This is a genomic window from Actinokineospora sp. UV203, from assembly GCF_056323665.1.
Map to the genome: position 1 here is coordinate 4,936,487 of NZ_CM150484.1, position 14,770 is coordinate 4,951,256.

The 14,770-nt window shown below is 67.4% G+C and carries 18 protein-coding genes; 11 read left to right on the forward strand and 7 right to left on the reverse strand.

Annotated elements, in window-relative coordinates; genetic code table 11:
- Nucleotides 1-36 precede the first annotated feature (36 nt).
- From ACUZ2Y_RS23755 to ACUZ2Y_RS23780, 6 genes are all read left to right on the forward strand, one after another.
- Nucleotides 37-1,257, forward strand: a complete 1,221-nt coding sequence (locus ACUZ2Y_RS23755; RefSeq protein ID WP_476322498.1) for an NADP-dependent isocitrate dehydrogenase — start codon at nt 37-39, stop codon at nt 1,255-1,257.
- A 180-nt stretch (nt 1,258-1,437) separates the two neighbouring features.
- Nucleotides 1,438-1,743, forward strand: a complete 306-nt coding sequence (locus ACUZ2Y_RS23760) for an SH3 domain-containing protein (RefSeq protein ID WP_476332035.1) — start codon at nt 1,438-1,440, stop codon at nt 1,741-1,743.
- Nucleotides 1,744-1,760: 17 nt separating this feature from the next.
- A complete protein-coding gene (locus ACUZ2Y_RS23765) occupies nt 1,761-2,570 on the forward strand; it encodes an exodeoxyribonuclease III (RefSeq protein WP_476322501.1) in 810 nt (269 codons plus the stop codon).
- Between the two features lie 65 nt (nt 2,571-2,635).
- The gene (locus ACUZ2Y_RS23770; RefSeq protein WP_476322504.1) at nt 2,636-2,944 is read left to right on the forward strand and encodes a nucleotidyltransferase family protein; all 309 of its coding nucleotides are present in this window, start codon (nt 2,636-2,638) and stop codon (nt 2,942-2,944) included.
- On the forward strand, nt 2,934-3,269 hold the full coding sequence (locus ACUZ2Y_RS23775) for a HepT-like ribonuclease domain-containing protein (RefSeq protein ID WP_476322507.1): 336 nt from the start codon (nt 2,934-2,936) through the stop codon (nt 3,267-3,269). Before ACUZ2Y_RS23770 ends, ACUZ2Y_RS23775 begins: the two co-directional genes overlap by 11 nt.
- A gap of 658 nt (nt 3,270-3,927) precedes the next feature.
- Entirely contained in the window at nt 3,928-4,212 is a 285-nt protein-coding gene (locus ACUZ2Y_RS23780) for a hypothetical protein (RefSeq protein ID WP_476322510.1), read from the forward strand.
- Nucleotides 4,213-4,275: 63 nt separating this feature from the next.
- Here the strand turns inward: ACUZ2Y_RS23780 and ACUZ2Y_RS23785 are convergent, their stop codons facing one another.
- Nucleotides 4,276-5,814: a S8 family peptidase gene (locus tag ACUZ2Y_RS23785; RefSeq protein ID WP_476322513.1), complete on the reverse strand. Its 1,539-nt coding sequence runs from the start codon at nt 5,812-5,814 to the stop codon at nt 4,276-4,278.
- Between the two features lie 171 nt (nt 5,815-5,985).
- Between ACUZ2Y_RS23785 and trpS the strand changes: the two genes are divergently transcribed.
- Together trpS and yhjD are read left to right on the forward strand one after the other, a co-directional pair.
- Nucleotides 5,986-7,020 carry a tryptophan--tRNA ligase gene (gene trpS, locus ACUZ2Y_RS23790; RefSeq protein ID WP_476322516.1) on the forward strand — a complete coding sequence of 345 codons (1,035 nt, stop codon included), beginning with the start codon at nt 5,986-5,988 and terminating at the stop codon, nt 7,018-7,020.
- A gap of 60 nt (nt 7,021-7,080) precedes the next feature.
- Complete coding sequence (gene yhjD / locus ACUZ2Y_RS23795; protein WP_476322521.1) at nt 7,081-8,097, forward strand: inner membrane protein YhjD; 1,017 nt, start codon at nt 7,081-7,083, stop codon at nt 8,095-8,097.
- A gap of 122 nt (nt 8,098-8,219) precedes the next feature.
- On the opposite strand, the gene ACUZ2Y_RS23800 is transcribed toward yhjD, so the two are convergent.
- On the reverse strand, nt 8,220-9,515 hold the full coding sequence (locus ACUZ2Y_RS23800) for a D-alanyl-D-alanine carboxypeptidase family protein (protein ID WP_476322524.1): 1,296 nt from the start codon (nt 9,513-9,515) through the stop codon (nt 8,220-8,222).
- Between the two features lie 185 nt (nt 9,516-9,700).
- Here ACUZ2Y_RS23800 and ACUZ2Y_RS23805 point away from each other — a divergent pair, with 185 nt between their 5' ends.
- Entirely contained in the window at nt 9,701-10,876 is a 1,176-nt protein-coding gene (locus tag ACUZ2Y_RS23805) for a saccharopine dehydrogenase family protein (protein WP_476322527.1), read from the forward strand.
- On the opposite strand, the gene ACUZ2Y_RS23810 is transcribed toward ACUZ2Y_RS23805, so the two are convergent.
- Nucleotides 10,857-11,036: a DUF397 domain-containing protein gene (locus ACUZ2Y_RS23810; RefSeq protein WP_476322530.1), complete on the reverse strand. Its 180-nt coding sequence runs from the start codon at nt 11,034-11,036 to the stop codon at nt 10,857-10,859. The two genes, ACUZ2Y_RS23805 and ACUZ2Y_RS23810, sit on opposite strands and share 20 nt — an antisense overlap.
- A 6-nt stretch (nt 11,037-11,042) precedes the next feature.
- Nucleotides 11,043-11,888: a helix-turn-helix domain-containing protein gene (locus tag ACUZ2Y_RS23815; protein ID WP_476322533.1), complete on the reverse strand. Its 846-nt coding sequence runs from the start codon at nt 11,886-11,888 to the stop codon at nt 11,043-11,045.
- A gap of 98 nt (nt 11,889-11,986) precedes the next feature.
- On the opposite strand from ACUZ2Y_RS23815, the gene ACUZ2Y_RS23820 reads away from it, so the two are divergent.
- Nucleotides 11,987-12,280 carry a hypothetical protein gene (locus ACUZ2Y_RS23820; protein ID WP_476322535.1) on the forward strand — a complete coding sequence of 98 codons (294 nt, stop codon included), beginning with the start codon at nt 11,987-11,989 and terminating at the stop codon, nt 12,278-12,280.
- Nucleotides 12,273-12,461 (forward strand): hypothetical protein, encoded by a 189-nt coding sequence (locus ACUZ2Y_RS23825; RefSeq protein ID WP_091384007.1) that lies wholly within the window; start codon nt 12,273-12,275, stop codon nt 12,459-12,461. The genes ACUZ2Y_RS23820 and ACUZ2Y_RS23825 overlap by 8 nt, the downstream gene beginning before the upstream one ends.
- Here ACUZ2Y_RS23825 and ACUZ2Y_RS23830 read toward each other — a convergent pair.
- The 3 genes from ACUZ2Y_RS23830 to ACUZ2Y_RS23840 form a co-directional block, all read right to left on the reverse strand.
- Nucleotides 12,458-12,937, reverse strand: a complete 480-nt coding sequence (locus tag ACUZ2Y_RS23830; protein ID WP_476322539.1) for a GNAT family N-acetyltransferase — start codon at nt 12,935-12,937, stop codon at nt 12,458-12,460. The two genes, ACUZ2Y_RS23825 and ACUZ2Y_RS23830, sit on opposite strands and share 4 nt — an antisense overlap.
- 38 nt (nt 12,938-12,975) lie before the next feature.
- A complete protein-coding gene (locus ACUZ2Y_RS23835) occupies nt 12,976-13,653 on the reverse strand; it encodes a hypothetical protein (protein WP_476322542.1) in 678 nt (225 codons plus the stop codon).
- A gap of 102 nt (nt 13,654-13,755) precedes the next feature.
- Nucleotides 13,756-14,700: a ribose-phosphate diphosphokinase gene (locus ACUZ2Y_RS23840; protein ID WP_476322545.1), complete on the reverse strand. Its 945-nt coding sequence runs from the start codon at nt 14,698-14,700 to the stop codon at nt 13,756-13,758.
- Between the last annotated feature and the right edge of the window lie 70 nt (nt 14,701-14,770).

Sequence of the window (14,770 nt, forward strand, 5' to 3'; positions counted from 1 at the left end):
GCGCGCGCATTAACGGCGAAGGGAGCACCGCGGCTCATGGCCAAAATCAAGGTCCAGGGAACGGTCGTCGAACTCGATGGCGACGAGATGACCCGCATCATCTGGCAGTTCATCAAGGACAAGCTGATCCACCCGTACTTGGACCTCAACATCGAGTACTACGACCTCGGTATCGAGCACCGGGACGAGACCGACGACCAGGTCACCATCGACGCCGCGAACGCCATCAAGAAGCACGGTGTCGGCGTCAAGTGCGCCACGATCACGCCGGACGAGGCGCGCGTCGAGGAGTTCGGCCTGAAGAAGATGTGGGTCTCGCCCAACGGCACGATCCGCAACATCCTCGGCGGCGTGGTCTTCCGCGAGCCGATCATCATCTCCAACATCCCGCGGCTGGTGCCGGGCTGGACCAAGCCGATCGTCATCGGCCGCCACGCCCACGGCGACCAGTACAAGTCGACGAACTTCAAGGTCCCCGGCGCGGGCAAGGTGACCATCACCTTCACCCCGACCGACGGCTCGGAGCCGATCGAGCACACCGTGGTCGACATGCCGGAAGACGGCGGCGTCGTCATGGGCATGTACAACTTCAACAAGTCCATCGAGGACTTCGCCCGCGCCTCGTTCTCCTACGGCCTGCAGCGCAACTTCCCGGTCTACATGTCGACCAAGAACACCATCCTCAAGGCCTACGACGGTGCCTTCAAGGACATCTTCCAGGCCGTGTTCGAGGCGGAGTTCAAGGAGAAGTTCGACGCCGCCGGTCTGACCTACGAGCACCGCCTGATCGACGACATGGTCGCCGCCGCGATGAAGTGGGAGGGCGGCTACGTCTGGGCGTGCAAGAACTACGACGGCGACGTCCAGTCCGACACCGTGGCGCAGGGCTTCGGCTCGCTGGGCCTGATGACCTCGGTGCTGATGACCCCGGACGGCAAGACCGTCGAGGCCGAGGCCGCGCACGGCACGGTGACCCGGCACTTCCGCCAGCACCAGGCGGGCAAGCCGACCTCCACCAACCCGATCGCGTCGATCTACGCGTGGACCGGCGGCCTCAAGCACCGCGGCAAGCTCGACGGCACCCCCGAGGTGATCGAGTTCGCGGAGACGCTGGAGAAGGTCGTCATCGAGACCGTCGAGAGCGGCCGGATGACCAAGGACCTGGCGCTGCTGGTCGGACCCGACCAGGAGTGGCAGACCACCGAGGACTTCCTCAACACCCTCGATGAGAACCTGCAGAAGAGGATGGCGGGCTAGCCACTCGTCCGGGAAGCCCCTCGCCGTTCTGGCGGGGGGCTTCTCGCTGTCCAAGGTGACTCAGTGTCGCCGTCGTTGGCACCGTCGGGTGTTTCCGGTCGCGATCACTGGCGCGAATACCGGTGAGTACGGGACCGTTCACCCAGGGACCGTGGGTGACAAGGAGCGTGTGACGTGCTGATGCTGTTGCCGAAGCGGACACTGCTTATCGGCGGCGCGCTGGTCGGGGTGGTCTCGATGTACTCGATGGGAGTCGAGAGCCCCAACGCGCCCGCCAGCAGCGCGGCGAAGTGCCGGATGTCGGTCACCGCGGACGTGCTCAACGTGCGCGCCGCACCGGACGGCCACGCGGACATCGTCGGCAAGTTCAAGCAGGGCGCGGAAACCGACGCCCAGCCGACGGTGCAGAACGGCTTCCGCATGCTCGGCCCCAACCGCTGGGCCTCGGCGCAGTTCCTGCAGCCGCTGCCCGGCCGAACCTGCTAGCCACTTAGGGTTGCGCGGTGCTGACGGTTTCCACGATCAATGTCAACGGTCTGCGCGCGGCCGCCAAGAAGGGTTTCGTCGAGTGGCTCACGGCCACTCGGGCGGACTTCGTGTGCCTGCAGGAGGTCCGCGCCTCGGCTGACGACCTCCCCGCCGAACTCGCCGCCCCACCCGGCTGGCACAGCGTGCACGCCGACTCCCGGGTCCTCAAGGGCCGCAACGGTGTCGCGGTGTACTCGCGGCAGGAGCCCACGGCCGTGCAGGTGGGTTTCGCCGTCTCGGAGTTCGACGCGAGCGGCCGCTACGTGGAGGCGTGGTTCCCCGGCGTCGTCGTGGGCAGCGTGTACCTGCCCAGTGGTGAGGTGGGGACGCTGCGGCAGGACCAGAAGGAGCGCTTCATGGCCGCGTTCCTGCCGTACCTGATCGAACTGCGCGAGAAGGCCGCCGCGAGCGGCTGCGAGGTCATCATCTGCGGCGACTGGAACATCGCCCACCAGGAGATCGACCTCAAGGCGTGGAAGGCCAACCGCAAGAACGCCGGCTTCACGCCCGCCGAGCGCGCCTGGATGGGCCGCATCTTCGACGAAGCCGGCTACCGCGACGTCCACCGGTTGCTGCACCCGGAGGGTCCGGGGCCGTACACGTGGTGGTCCTACCGCGGCAAGGCGTACGACAACGACTCCGGCTGGCGCATCGACTACCAGGTAGCCACCCCGGGTTTGAGCGCCCGCGCCCACACAGCGGTGGTGGAACGCGCCGCGACATACGCGGAACGCTGGTCGGACCACGCCCCGGTGACAATCACCTACGACTGGCCCGCCCAGTAGCCACCGGGGTGTTTTAAGTCGAACCAGGTCGCCGTCGGGCACACTGGTCGTAGGAGGTGAGTGCCGTGCATGAGCTTGTCGACTCGAAGAGGCAGGAGATCGATGCGCTGTGTCGCCTGCTCGATGTGCGGCGCCTCGACTTGTTCGGTTCCGCGGTCGGTTCGGCGTTCGACGAGATCTCCAGTGATGTGGACGTGCTCGTCGAGTTCAGGGTGCATCCGGGTTTCGACTATTTCGGCACCTACTTCGCCTTGAAGGAAGGGCTTGAACAAATCCTCGGCTTGCCGGTCGATCTTGTGAGCAGTTCGAGCATCAAGAATCCGTACTTCCGGCAGCAGGTCATGGCGACCAAGGAAACGCTCTATGCCGCGTGATCCCCGCGCGTACCTGTGGGACGCGCAGCAGGCGGTGAACCTGCTCCAGGAGTTCAGCAGAGGCAAGAGCTTCGCCGACTACAAGACGGATGCGATGCTTCGATCCGCTGTGGAGCGGCAGTTCGAGATTATCGGCGAGGCGTTCAATCAGCTGTCGAAAGTTGATGGCGCTCTCGCCGCTGCGATCCCTGACCTTGCTCGCATTGTCGCCTTCCGCAACATTTTGATCCACGGGTATGCCACCGTCGATGACGACTTGGTGTGGCAGGTGCTGTCTGACAAAGTTCCCCAACTGGAGAGAATCATCCGAGACCTGCTCACCTGAGTGGCTCGACGGCCCGGCCGGGGCGGTGACCGCCATCACAACCGTACGGCCCCCGAGGTCGACAGGACACTGTCTGGTCGGACAGGGTTCCCAAGTTTTCGGACATCCTCACCTTGAAGCCCCGCCACCGCTCCAACCGCCGGGCCACCGTGGCACCCATGCTCACAAAGGCACTTCCCCCGCTCCTCGGCGTCGCCTCCGCCCTGCTGACCTTCGCCGACGGCGTCCCCTCTATCACCATCCTCGCCGCGATCCTCGCGTCCATGCCGGTGATCTACCTCGTCTTCGGCGTCGCCCGCCGACGCCTCGGCGATCCCCGTGTCCTGGCCCTCCAACTCGCGGGTCTCGTGCTCTTCGGCGGCCTCGCCTCGCCTCCGTCCTGGTCGCGCCCGACGTCGCGCTCCAGGCGTTCCCGCGCCACTTCGGCATCGGCCGTCGCGCTACCGGCAGGTGCACCGCGGGCAGCGGCCAAGATCACGTCAATGATCGACTCCCCGCCTTCCATACCCATTTTCGAAGGGTCTACTCTCGGTCCGCGGCAACCGAAAGTGCGGTTTTGGGGACACAGGGTTGACACACTCGGTAGCTTTTCCACAGTCCACGCAGTGTGCTTAGTCCAATCGAGGGACGGTACAAGGGTGTCAGGCGGTGTCAGTTCGTGAACACGAAGACTCTGCGCAACCACACCAGCCGAGTCGCGGTACTCGGCACGGTGGTCGCAGCGCAGTTCGTGTGGTCGGCGCAACCCGCGCTGGCCGAGACCGTCATCGAGAGCGGCAGCCCGATGATGTCCGGCCCCGGCATCGCCGCGGTGGCCGTCGGCATCGGCGGCTTCATCCTGGGCCTGGTCCGCCGCCGCAAGGTCATCGCCGCGAAGCAGACCCCGGCGGTGCCGCTGCCCGCCCCGCGTCAGCCGGTCGGCGTGGCCGCCCACCAAGACTGAGATAAGAACGAAGCGGGCCCCGCGGGAAATTTCCCGCGGGGCCCGTTCTCTTCGACAGAAGTCTTACTTCACCGCGTCCAGCGCGTCGATCAGGCCCGCTCCGTAGAAGCCGCGCCCGGTCTTGCCGCCGTCACAGTTCGCGGCCCAGTTGCCGGTGCCGTCCGGGTCGTACGTCCCGGTCGGGCACGGCTGCCGGTCGGCGTCGTGCATCAGGGACGCGACGACGCGCTGCGCCGACCAGCCCGGGTGCGCCGAGCGGATCAGCGCGACGACGCCCGCGGCGTGCGGGGACGCCATCGAGGTGCCCTGCTTGTAGCCCCACTTGCCGCCCACGACGGTCGAGAGGATGCGGCCGTTGGCGTCCGGGGTGGCCGGGACCTGCATGCGGTCCCCACCCGGTGCCGCGACCTCGGTCTCGGTGCGGCCGTAGTTGGAGAAGTACGACTTGAGACCCTTCACGCCCACCGACGACACACCGATCACGCCGTGGATCTCGGCGGGGATCTTGGTGCACGTGTTGTCGGTGTCGCGCTCGATCGGGGTGCCGTTGTTCGGGCTGCCGTCATCCATGATGTCGCGCGACAGGTCCCAGTTGCTGTTGCCCAGCGCGGCGACGTTCACGACGCCCTTGCGGTGCGAGTACTGGATCGCGCGGTCGACGGCCTCGGCGACGGCCTTCTGGTCGGCGTCACCCTTGCACCACAGGTACCACGGGTCGACGAAGTACGAGTTGTTCGTGACCTGCACGCCCTTCTCGGCGGCCATCATGAACCCGCAGATCGCGTACTCGGGGTAGATGTACCCGTCGTCGTTGACGACCTTGATCGACGCCAGCTTCACGCCCGGCGCCACGCCGACGATGCCCACGCCGTTGCGCGCGGCGGCGATGCTGCCCGCCACGTGCGTGCCGTGGTCACTGGTGGTCGGGTTCCACGCCGCGGGCGAGGAGTCCGGCACACCCTGGTTGGTGCAGCCCACCGAACGCGAGGCGTCGATGTTCGGCGCCAGGTCCGGGTGGCTCGCCTCGATGCCGGAGTCGAGCACGCCGACGACGACGTCCGAGCTGCCCGCGTTGATCGCGTGCGCCTCGTCCACCTTGATCATCTTCATGTCCCACTGGTTCGCGGCCAGCGGCTCGGGCGCGGCGAGCGAACCCTGCGGGCTGTCGACGACCTTCTCGGTGTCCTCCAGCGCGCGCTGGGCGGCACCCGAACCCTGGGCCGCGGCACGCGCGGTGGAGTCGGTGGACATGGTCGTGGCGGCGGGCGGGGCGGCCAGTTCGGCCAGGTTCTGGGTCGCCCCAGCGCCCTGCACGCCGGGCATGCCCCGCACGATCTTGGCGAACTCGGGGTTGGCCGAGGTCGCGATGACCACGCCGATCTCCGGCCAGCTCTTGACGACCGTGCCGCCCGCGTCGGTGACAGCCTTCTCGGCCTGGCCGAACGCGGGACCCTTGGCGCCGAGCACGGCGAAGTGCGCGACCGCGCCGGTCTCCGCGACGGGCGCGGCGGTCGCGGGCTGGATCGCCACCGCGGCGACACCGGTCGCGGAGGCGATCACCACCGCTGCGCCGAGCATGCGGAGTCGGGAACGCTTGTGCACGAAGAACCTCCAGATGTGACTGAGTAGGCCGAGCCACTCGCCGATCAGGCGTCAGGGGCGGACCCGGCTCCGCTGAAACCTGTCACCGAGGGACCCTAAGGGGCAATCCGCCGAATGGCCCAGCGTGGCCCCGGCCCGGTCGCGCCCGATCGGAACTGGGAGAATCACGGTGTGTCGACCGAGCAGAACGCCCCCGTTGCGCCCAAGCCGCGAGTGCTGTCCGGCATCCAGCCCACAGCCGACTCGTTCCACTTGGGAAACTACCTGGGCGCGGTCCGCCAGTGGGTGGCGCTGCAGGAGACGCACGACGCCTTCTACTTCATCGCCGACCTGCACGCCATCACCGTCGAGCACGACCCGAAGCTGCTGCGCAAGCGCACCCGGGTGTCGGTGGCGCAGCTGCTCGCCCTGGGGCTCGACCCGGACCGCGCGACGCTGTTCGTTCAGAGCCAGGTGCCTGAGCACGCCGAACTCGGCTGGGTGATGCAGTGTCTCGCGGGCTTCGGCGAGGCAGGCCGGATGACGCAGTTCAAGGACAAGTCGGCCAAGCAGAGCGTCGACCGGGTGACGGTGGGCCTCTTCGCGTACCCGGTCCTGCAGGCCGCCGACATCCTGCTTTACCGGCCGCAGTACGTCCCGGTCGGCGAGGACCAGCGCCAGCACCTGGAGCTGACCCGCGACCTCGCGCACCGGTTCAACACCCGCTTCGGCAGGGCGTTCCAGCCGCCGGAGGCCTACATCCTCAAGGGCACGGCGAAGATCTACGACCTGCAGGAGCCGTCGGCGAAGATGAGCAAGTCGGCGTCGAGCCCCGGCGGCATCATCGAACTGCTCGACGACCCGAAGGTGTCGGCCAAGAAGATCCGGTCGGCGGTCACCGACACGGGTCGCGAGGTCGTGTTCGACCAGGAGAACAAGCCCGGCGTCAGCAACCTGCTCAGCATCTACTCGGCGCTCACCGGCCGGGAGATCGACGAGCTGCAGACGGCGTACGAGGGCAAGGGCTACGGCGACCTGAAGAAGGACCTCGGCGAGGTCGTCGCCGACTTCGTCACCCCGGTCCGCGACCAGGTGAAGTCCTATATGGACGATCCGGCGGAGCTGGACAAGGTTCTCGCCCGGGGCGCCGAGCGGGCCCGCGAGGTCGCGTCGGGCACGCTCGCGCGGGTTTACGACAAGCTCGGGTTCCTCGCCGGCCGCGGCTGAGGACTGTCCCACGATCGTGTTCGCGTTGCGGCACTGCTTTCCGGCCAATAGTTTTCAACGGTGACGGAGAGTGTAGATAAGCCGGAATCGAAGATCGCCCGGCTGCGCAGGCGCAGGCCAGGCATAGATCACCTGATCAGGGCATACGACGCCTTCACCGAGCGGTACGGCGAGCACTTCGCCGCGTCGATCACGTACTTCAGCGTCCTGTCCCTGTTCCCGCTGCTCCTTATCGGCTTCGCCATCCTCGGTTTCATCCTCGCGGGCCAACCGGAGACGATGCTGAGCCTGCGCGAGTCGATCACGTCGGCCGCTCCGGGGAACCTCCAGGACTTGCTGACTGACCTGGTGGACACCGCCGTCAAGGAACGCGGCACGGTCGGCATCATCGGCCTCGTCGTCGCCGTGTACACCGGCCTCGGCTGGATGACCAACCTGCGTGACGCCCTGACCGCCCAGTGGGGCCAGCCGCTGGTGCAGCGGCCGTTCCTGCGCGGGATGGCCATGGACCTGCTGGCCCTGCTTGGCCTCGGCGCGGCGATGGTGATCTCGTTCGGCCTCAGCGCGATCGGCGCGGGCCTGGCGGACACGTTGCTCAACTGGGTCGGTCTTGGTGGCTACGGCTGGGCGAAGGTGCTCCTGTTCGCGATCACCACGCTGTTGGGTATCGCGGCCAACTGGCTGGTGTTCCTGTGGGTGATCTCGCGCCTGCCGCGTACCCCGGTCACCGCCCGCAGCGCCATGCGCGGCGCACTCGCCGCCGCGATCGGATTCGAACTGCTGAAGATCATCGGGACTATCTATTTGAACACGGTGATCGGCGGCCCGCTCGGCTCGCTGGTCGGTCCGATCGTCGGCCTGATGGTCTTCGCGAACCTGGTCTCCCGCTTCCTGCTGTTCATCACAGCCTGGACCGCGACGGCAAAAGAGAACATCATCAAGGAACCGGTCGAGCCACCCGCACCCGCCGTCATCCGCCCGACAGTTCAGGTCGCGCGCGCGCCAAAGGTCGTCGAGGCCGCCGGCCTCATGGGAATCGGCGCCCTACTCGCCTTGGCCTTCCGCAAACGCCACTAACTCGCGAGTCGCCCCGTCCAGCAAACGAGTCGCCCCTCCGGGCAAGTGAGTTCGACATTCGCGAACGGTGAACTCACTTGCCCGAAGGGGCGACTCAGTTGCTGGACGGGGCGACTCGCGAGTTAGGCGGTGCGGGCCGCTCGGGCGCGCTTGCGGCGGATCCACAGGGCGAACGTGATCAGGATGGCGACGCCGGCTGCGGCGACCAGGGGTGCGCCGAAGGTGCCGAACGCCGACCGGTTCGCGTCCGGGCTCAAAGCTGCCGTGGACGACGACGATGACGATCCCTCAGCCGACGGGGCGCCGTTGGCCGTGTCGTGCTTGCGCTGGGCTTCGGGGGCCTTGTCGACCAGTTGGCCCACCGGCTTGGTCTGGGCCTTGGCCAGCGCGAAGCCGTAGTCGAGCAGTTTGGCGGCCTGATCGCCCAGCGGGGCCGGGGTCGGCTCGCCGCGCAGAAGGACCACCGACAGGCGCCGGTCGCCCTGCTTCGCGGTGCCCAGGTAGGTGTGGCGGGCGTCGTCGGTGAAGCCGGTCTTGCCGCCGAGGAAGCCCGGGTACTTGCCGAGCAGGCGGTTGTCGTTGTTGACCTTGTAACCGGGCTTGGTGCCGTAGCCGGGGAAGTCGATCGACTTCGTGGACACGGCCTCGGCGAACTCCTTGTGCTTCATGGCCGCCCGCACCAGCAGGCTCAGGTCGTACGCCGACGTGCTCATCCCCGGCCCGTCGAGCCCGGACGGCGTGGCCGCGCGGGTGTCGAGCGCGCCCAGTTCCTTGGCCAGCGTGTTCATCTTCGCCAGCGCCACCTTCAACCCGCCCAGCTCACGCGCCAGCGCGAACGCCGCGTCGTTCCCCGAGCGCATGACCAGGGCGAACAGCAGCTGCCGGACGGTGTACTCGCCGCCAGGGCCGACACCGACCTTGGTGCCCTCCTGCGCGGCGTCCTCCGCGGTGCCCTCGACGACCTGTTCTAGCCGCAGCTCGCGGATCACGACGATCGCGAGGAGCACCTTGATCAGCGAAGCGGGCCGCTCACGGGCGTGCGGGTCTTTCGCGGCCAGCACGGCGCCGCTGTCGATGTCGGCGATCACCCACGACGCCGACGCGATGTCCGGGATCTGCGGTGCGGCGTTCGCCGGCTGGACGAGTCCGCACTCACCCATCCGGGTCCCACCGACCGGCTCATCGGGCACGGGCAGCGGCGCTGGGCTCGGCTCGCCCGGCTTGGGCTGCTCGGAGGTGTCGATCGGCGGCGGCGGGCGGTCGTGGTTCTGGCACTGGGCGCTGTTCGGCGCGGGCTTCTGCCCCTCTGTCGTGGTCGGCTGCGCGGCGGCGATCGGTGTGGCACCGAAAGCCGCGACGATCACTGCGCACAACGACACGAGGAGGGCGGGCACGGTTTGGCGAGCTGCGAAGCGCACAAGACCAGATTAGGGCCTGCAACGATCAGGCCACGATCCGGCCTGTCACCCGGTCGTGGCGCCCAGTTGGTTCCCCTGGTCGCACGGCGTGTCACGGTGCGTGTCGCGTGTCACGGCCGGGTGAGTTGTCGCTGTGGATCAAACTTGGACTTGGCTATCAGTTACCGCTGAGTAATATCGCGGGCATGCCTATCGGCCGCACGTACGACATCGTCCTGTTCGGCGCCACCGGCTTCACCGGCGAGCTGACCGCGCACTACATCGCGCGCAACTCCCCGGCCAAGCTGCGGTGGGCACTCGCGGGCCGCAACAAGGCGAAGCTGGAGACCGTGCGGGCCAAGCTCGCCGCGATCGACCCCGCCCTGGCCGAGATGGACCTGCTCACCGCCGACATCGGCGACCCGGACTCGCTCAAGGCCGTCGCCGAGGCTTCCCGGGTCGTCATCACCACGGTCGGCCCCTACGTCAACTTCGGCGATGCTCTAGTCGCCGCCTGCGCCGAAGCGGGCACGGATTATGTCGACCTGACCGGCGAGCCCGAGTTCGTCGACCGCACCTACCTGCGCCACCACGCCCGGGCCGTCGAGACCGGCGCCCGGCTCGTGCACTGCTGCGGCTTCGACTCCATCCCGTACGACCTGGGTGTGCTCTTCACCGTCGATCAGCTCCCGGCAGGCGTCCCGGTGACCGTCAACGGTTACGTGCGCGCGTCCGCCGAGTTCTCCGGCGGCACGTTCCACTCGGCGATCACCGCGTTCTCCCGGCTGCGCGCCAGCGCGAAGATCGCGAGCGAGCGCCGCAAGGCCGAGGGCAGGCCCAAGGGTCGCAAGGTGCGGGGTTTGACCGGTAAGCCCCACTTCGAGAAGGCCGCCCGCGCGTGGGTCCTCCCCGCGCCGACGATCGACCCGCAGATCGTCCTGCGGAGCGCCCGCGCCCTGGAGCGCTACGGCCCGCAGTTCTCCTACGGCCACTACATCGCGGTGAAGAAGCTCCCGATGGCCGTGGGCCTGGTCGGCGGCGTGGCGGCGTTGTTCGCCCTCGCGCAGGTCCCGCCCGCCCGCAACTGGCTGCTGAACCGCAAGAAGCCCGGCGACGGCCCGACGGCGGAGAAGCGCGCCCGGTCGTGGTTCAAGGTGACGTTCGTGGGCGAGGGCGGCGGCAAGCGGATCGTCACGGAGGTCGCAGGCGGCGACCCGGGCTATGACGAGACGGCGAAGATGCTGTCCGAGTCGGCGCTGTGTCTGGCGTTTGACGAGCTTCCGGAGACCTCGGGCCAGGTCACCACGGCAGTGGCGATGGGCGACGCGCTGACCAAGCGACTGGTGGCGGCCGGGATCGTATTCAGCGTCTTGGAGAGCTGACAAGGGAACGCCAAGCGCTTTCGGGGAGGAGAAGTGTTCCCCCGCAAGGGTTCTTGGAATCCCGCACGGCCACCTCACCCGGTACGAACGCGACCTCAACACACTCGGTGTCGACCCCGCTTCGGCTGGACTTTCGCCACCGTGCGTGACCAAGACCCATCTTGTTTCACTCCCGCCCGTATTCGCCTTCCAGGCGGCGCAGAAACTTCACCGATTCGGCTGACGTGAGCACCACCTTCAACAGACTATCCGTGGTCTCCTGGAACACGCCCACTTCGGCATCCCGGTCCACGAACACCGACGAGTTGGGGTGTTCGAGGTGCACGACCGGGTGGGCTTGGGCGAAGTACATGAGCACATAGCTGCCTTCAAGGCCCGGGTGGGCACCGTGATCGAACGGGATCACCCGGACATCCACGTTGGGCAGCTCCGCCACATCGCAGATGTGGCGGAGCTGTGCCGCCATCACCGCCGCGCTTCCCGTTCGTCGGCGAATCGCCATCTCGTCGAGGATCGCCAGGTACTGCGGGGCATTCCGCTTGCGCAGCACCTCCTGCCGCCGCATCCGGGTCTCCACCAGGAGTTTGGCGCGGTCGGCGGCTATGCCGCCGACCATCATCACGGTGCGGGCGTAGTCGGCGATCTGCAGCAGCCCAGGGATGCGCAGCATCGAGGCATGGACGATCCTCGTCGCCTCCGCCTCCATGCTGATGAGCGTGGGGAGGTGCAGCGGCAGGTGATCCCCGCCCACTACCCACCAGTTCGGCAGGTCGGAATCCCTTGAGATATCAAGGATCCTGGTCCGTGCCGCTCCCGTCACCCCATAGACCGCCAACAGTGATGCGGCATCTTCAGGGGTGATCGTCCGTCGTCCGTTCTCCATCCGATTCACCGTCGCGATGGAGAAACCGGTCCGCTTCGCCACTTCCCGAGTGGTCAGTCCAGAGCGGGCACGCAACTCCTTCAATTCTGCCGCGAGTCCGCGTGTCCGGGCGCCGCCGTGCTTGTGCATGCAGTGATCTCACCAGGGGAAACGGTAATCAGCCACCGCATGATCTTCCGAACCGTTCCCCCTTTGGATACACCTCGCGCTCCGGCACCGTTTCCCCTATGACCGTCCAGGGCCTGACCCACCCGTACACCGGAGCCACCGCCTGCTCCCGCCTCTTCGCCCACGGCTTCACCTTCCGCTGGGCCAAAGGGGACCGCTACATCGCCGTCATGCGCGGCAACTGCGTCGAGCAGCGCCGCTACCTGATCATCGAGGACCGTCTCCCCCGGCCAGTCCTCGAAGGCAAACAACCCCTGGCCGACATCATTCCCGCCACCCACGGAGACTGGTCCGACACTCATCTCCTGCGCCACATCGCCGACACCTGGGCCCGGAGCCGCCACCGTGCCTGAGCATCTCTCGCTCGAACAGACCGACCTCGTCTACGCCTTGGTCCTGCTCCGCAACAAGATCAGCGAACTGGTCGTCCGCGCCACCACGGAAGGCCCCACAAACTGCCCGTGGGCAGACCTGGCCGCCCTCCTCGACACCGCGGCCACCCTTTGCCGCCGGGAAGCCATCTTGGAGCCCTAGCGCAGGCTCAGCGCGTACGCGAGTCCCGGCTTTCCATCCAGCACAACCTCTCCGGTGACGGCGAACCCCGCCTTGGCCAACACGGCCCGCGAGCCAGCGTTGTCCAAGGTCGCCGCCGCCCGCAGGCTGCTCAGCCCGTACTCCTCGACAGCCAGCGCGCAGATCTCGGCGACCGCCTTCGTCGCAAGGCCCTGGTTCGCCGCCTTCTCCGCGATCCGGAACCCGAGCTCAGCCGAACCGTCCGCGACATCGACCAGGTTGACCCGCCCGAGAACCTCACCGTCGTCCATCAGGAGGTGGAACTGGCACACCCCGGCGTCCTGCTCTTCGAGCAGGGCGCCGTGCCGCTCGTCGAAGTTCGCGAAATAGCCGTCGCCGCGATCGGGGACCGAAGCCGCGAAGTACGCCCGATTCTCCCGTTCGAACGCGAGCAGGGCCGGTGCGTGATCAAGACAGAGACGGACGAGTTCGGGCATGTCCGCGACCCTAACTCGGCGAACCACCGCCACGACGGCTAACCGGGCAACTCCACGGCGATCTCCACCGCCGCTTTCACCAACGCGGGATCAGGTTTTCCGGACACCACCGCCCCTTCCGCGACCACCAACAGATTCCCCTTGGGGCGCGAGTCGAACGGTGTTCCGGTGAAGCGCACGCCTTGGCTCTTCAACACCGCGAACCCAAGCGGCGCGACACTTCCGGTCCCATCGGTGTCGATCAGTGCCTTGAGGTCGCCGACATCACCCCGGTCCCGCATCCGCACCCACGACACCGACACCACGAAGATGTTTCCCGCTGTGTCCGCCAAGGTGAAGAGCTGCCGGTCAAGCGTCTTGCAGGGATTGCGGAGGAAGAAATCCCTGACTTGCCCATACGAGTTGACCGCGCAGTCGAGGGCCTTCTTCGCCGGGTCCTTGAGCTTGCGCACGTTCAGATCCCGCCAGGCCTCGTTGGGCTTCCCCTTGCTCGCGGACTTCTTGGCCTTGTTCGTCCGCGCAGTGAGGTTGCCCGGCAGACCAACGGACTCCACCGCGGCACCGCCCGCGCCTGCTCCACCCGCACCGACGGCGGCACCGCCCCCGGTACCGAATGCCATAGCTGTGACGGTTCCCAGAACGGCCAGTCCGGCGGCGGCTTTGCCCTTGCCATCCCAGCCGCCGAACGTCCCGTCCGGGTTTCGTAACTGCCCCATCTGCGTCCCCCATTCGCCGCGTCGCGTGGGCGCGGCAGTAGGGAGTCGTCGGCGGCATCAGGAACGTAAGCGGGAACGCGCCAGGCTCACCCGATCAGGTGATCATGGCGCGTCGAAGAGGGCACTCACCGATTCGCCGTCGTGGATTCGCTGCATCGCCTCGGCCAGGGCGGGGGCGATGGACAGCACCTTCAGCTTCGGCGTCCGCTCCTCATCGGGGATGGGGACGGTGTTGGTGCAGACGATCTCCAGCACGTCCGGCTGGTCCCCGATCCGCGACAGCGCACCCTGCGCGAACAGGCCGTGCGTGCACGCGACCCGAATCGACCGGGCACCGAGTTCGCGCAGGCGGGCGAGCAGTTCGATCACCGTGCTGCCCTTGGCGATCTCGTCGTCGAGCACAATGATGTCGCGGTCGGTGACGTCACCGATGATGGAGCTGATCCGCACGTCGTCGTCGGCGAACCGCTGCTTCGCGCCGGCCGCGACCTTCACGTCCAGCAGCCGGGCGAAGTGCGCCGCTTCCTTGGCGTTGCCGAGGTCGGGGGAGACGACGGTGGTGTTGCTCAGGTCGTACTGCCGGAAGTGCCCGGCCAGTTCGCGCAGCGCGTGCAGGTGGTCCACCGGGACACTGAAGAACCCGTGCACCTGCGGCGAGTGCAGCGTCATCGCCAACACCCGGTCCGCCCCCGCGGCGACCATCAGGTCCGCCACCAGCCGCCCACCGATGGAGATCCGCGGCGCGTCCTTCTTGTCCGACCGCGCGTACGCGTAGTGCGGCATGACCACCGTGATCCGCGCCGCCGACGCGCCCCGGGCAGCGTCGAGCATGAGGAGCAACTCGACGAGATTCTCCTGCACCGGCTTGACGAGCGGCTGGATCAGGAATACGTCCCGCTCGCGGCAGTTGGCCTGCAACTGCACCTCAAGGCAGTCATTCGCGAACCGCTGGACCCGCACCGGACTCAAGTCGACGTCCAGGTGGGCGCAGATCTCACGGGCCAGATCGGGATGGGCACTACCGCTGAACGCAACGATGTCTCGCACGAGGCTGAGGGTATCGCTTTACCTGGGAGGTAATCGCTTTCCCGCAGGTGACGCGCCACGCTGGTGACAA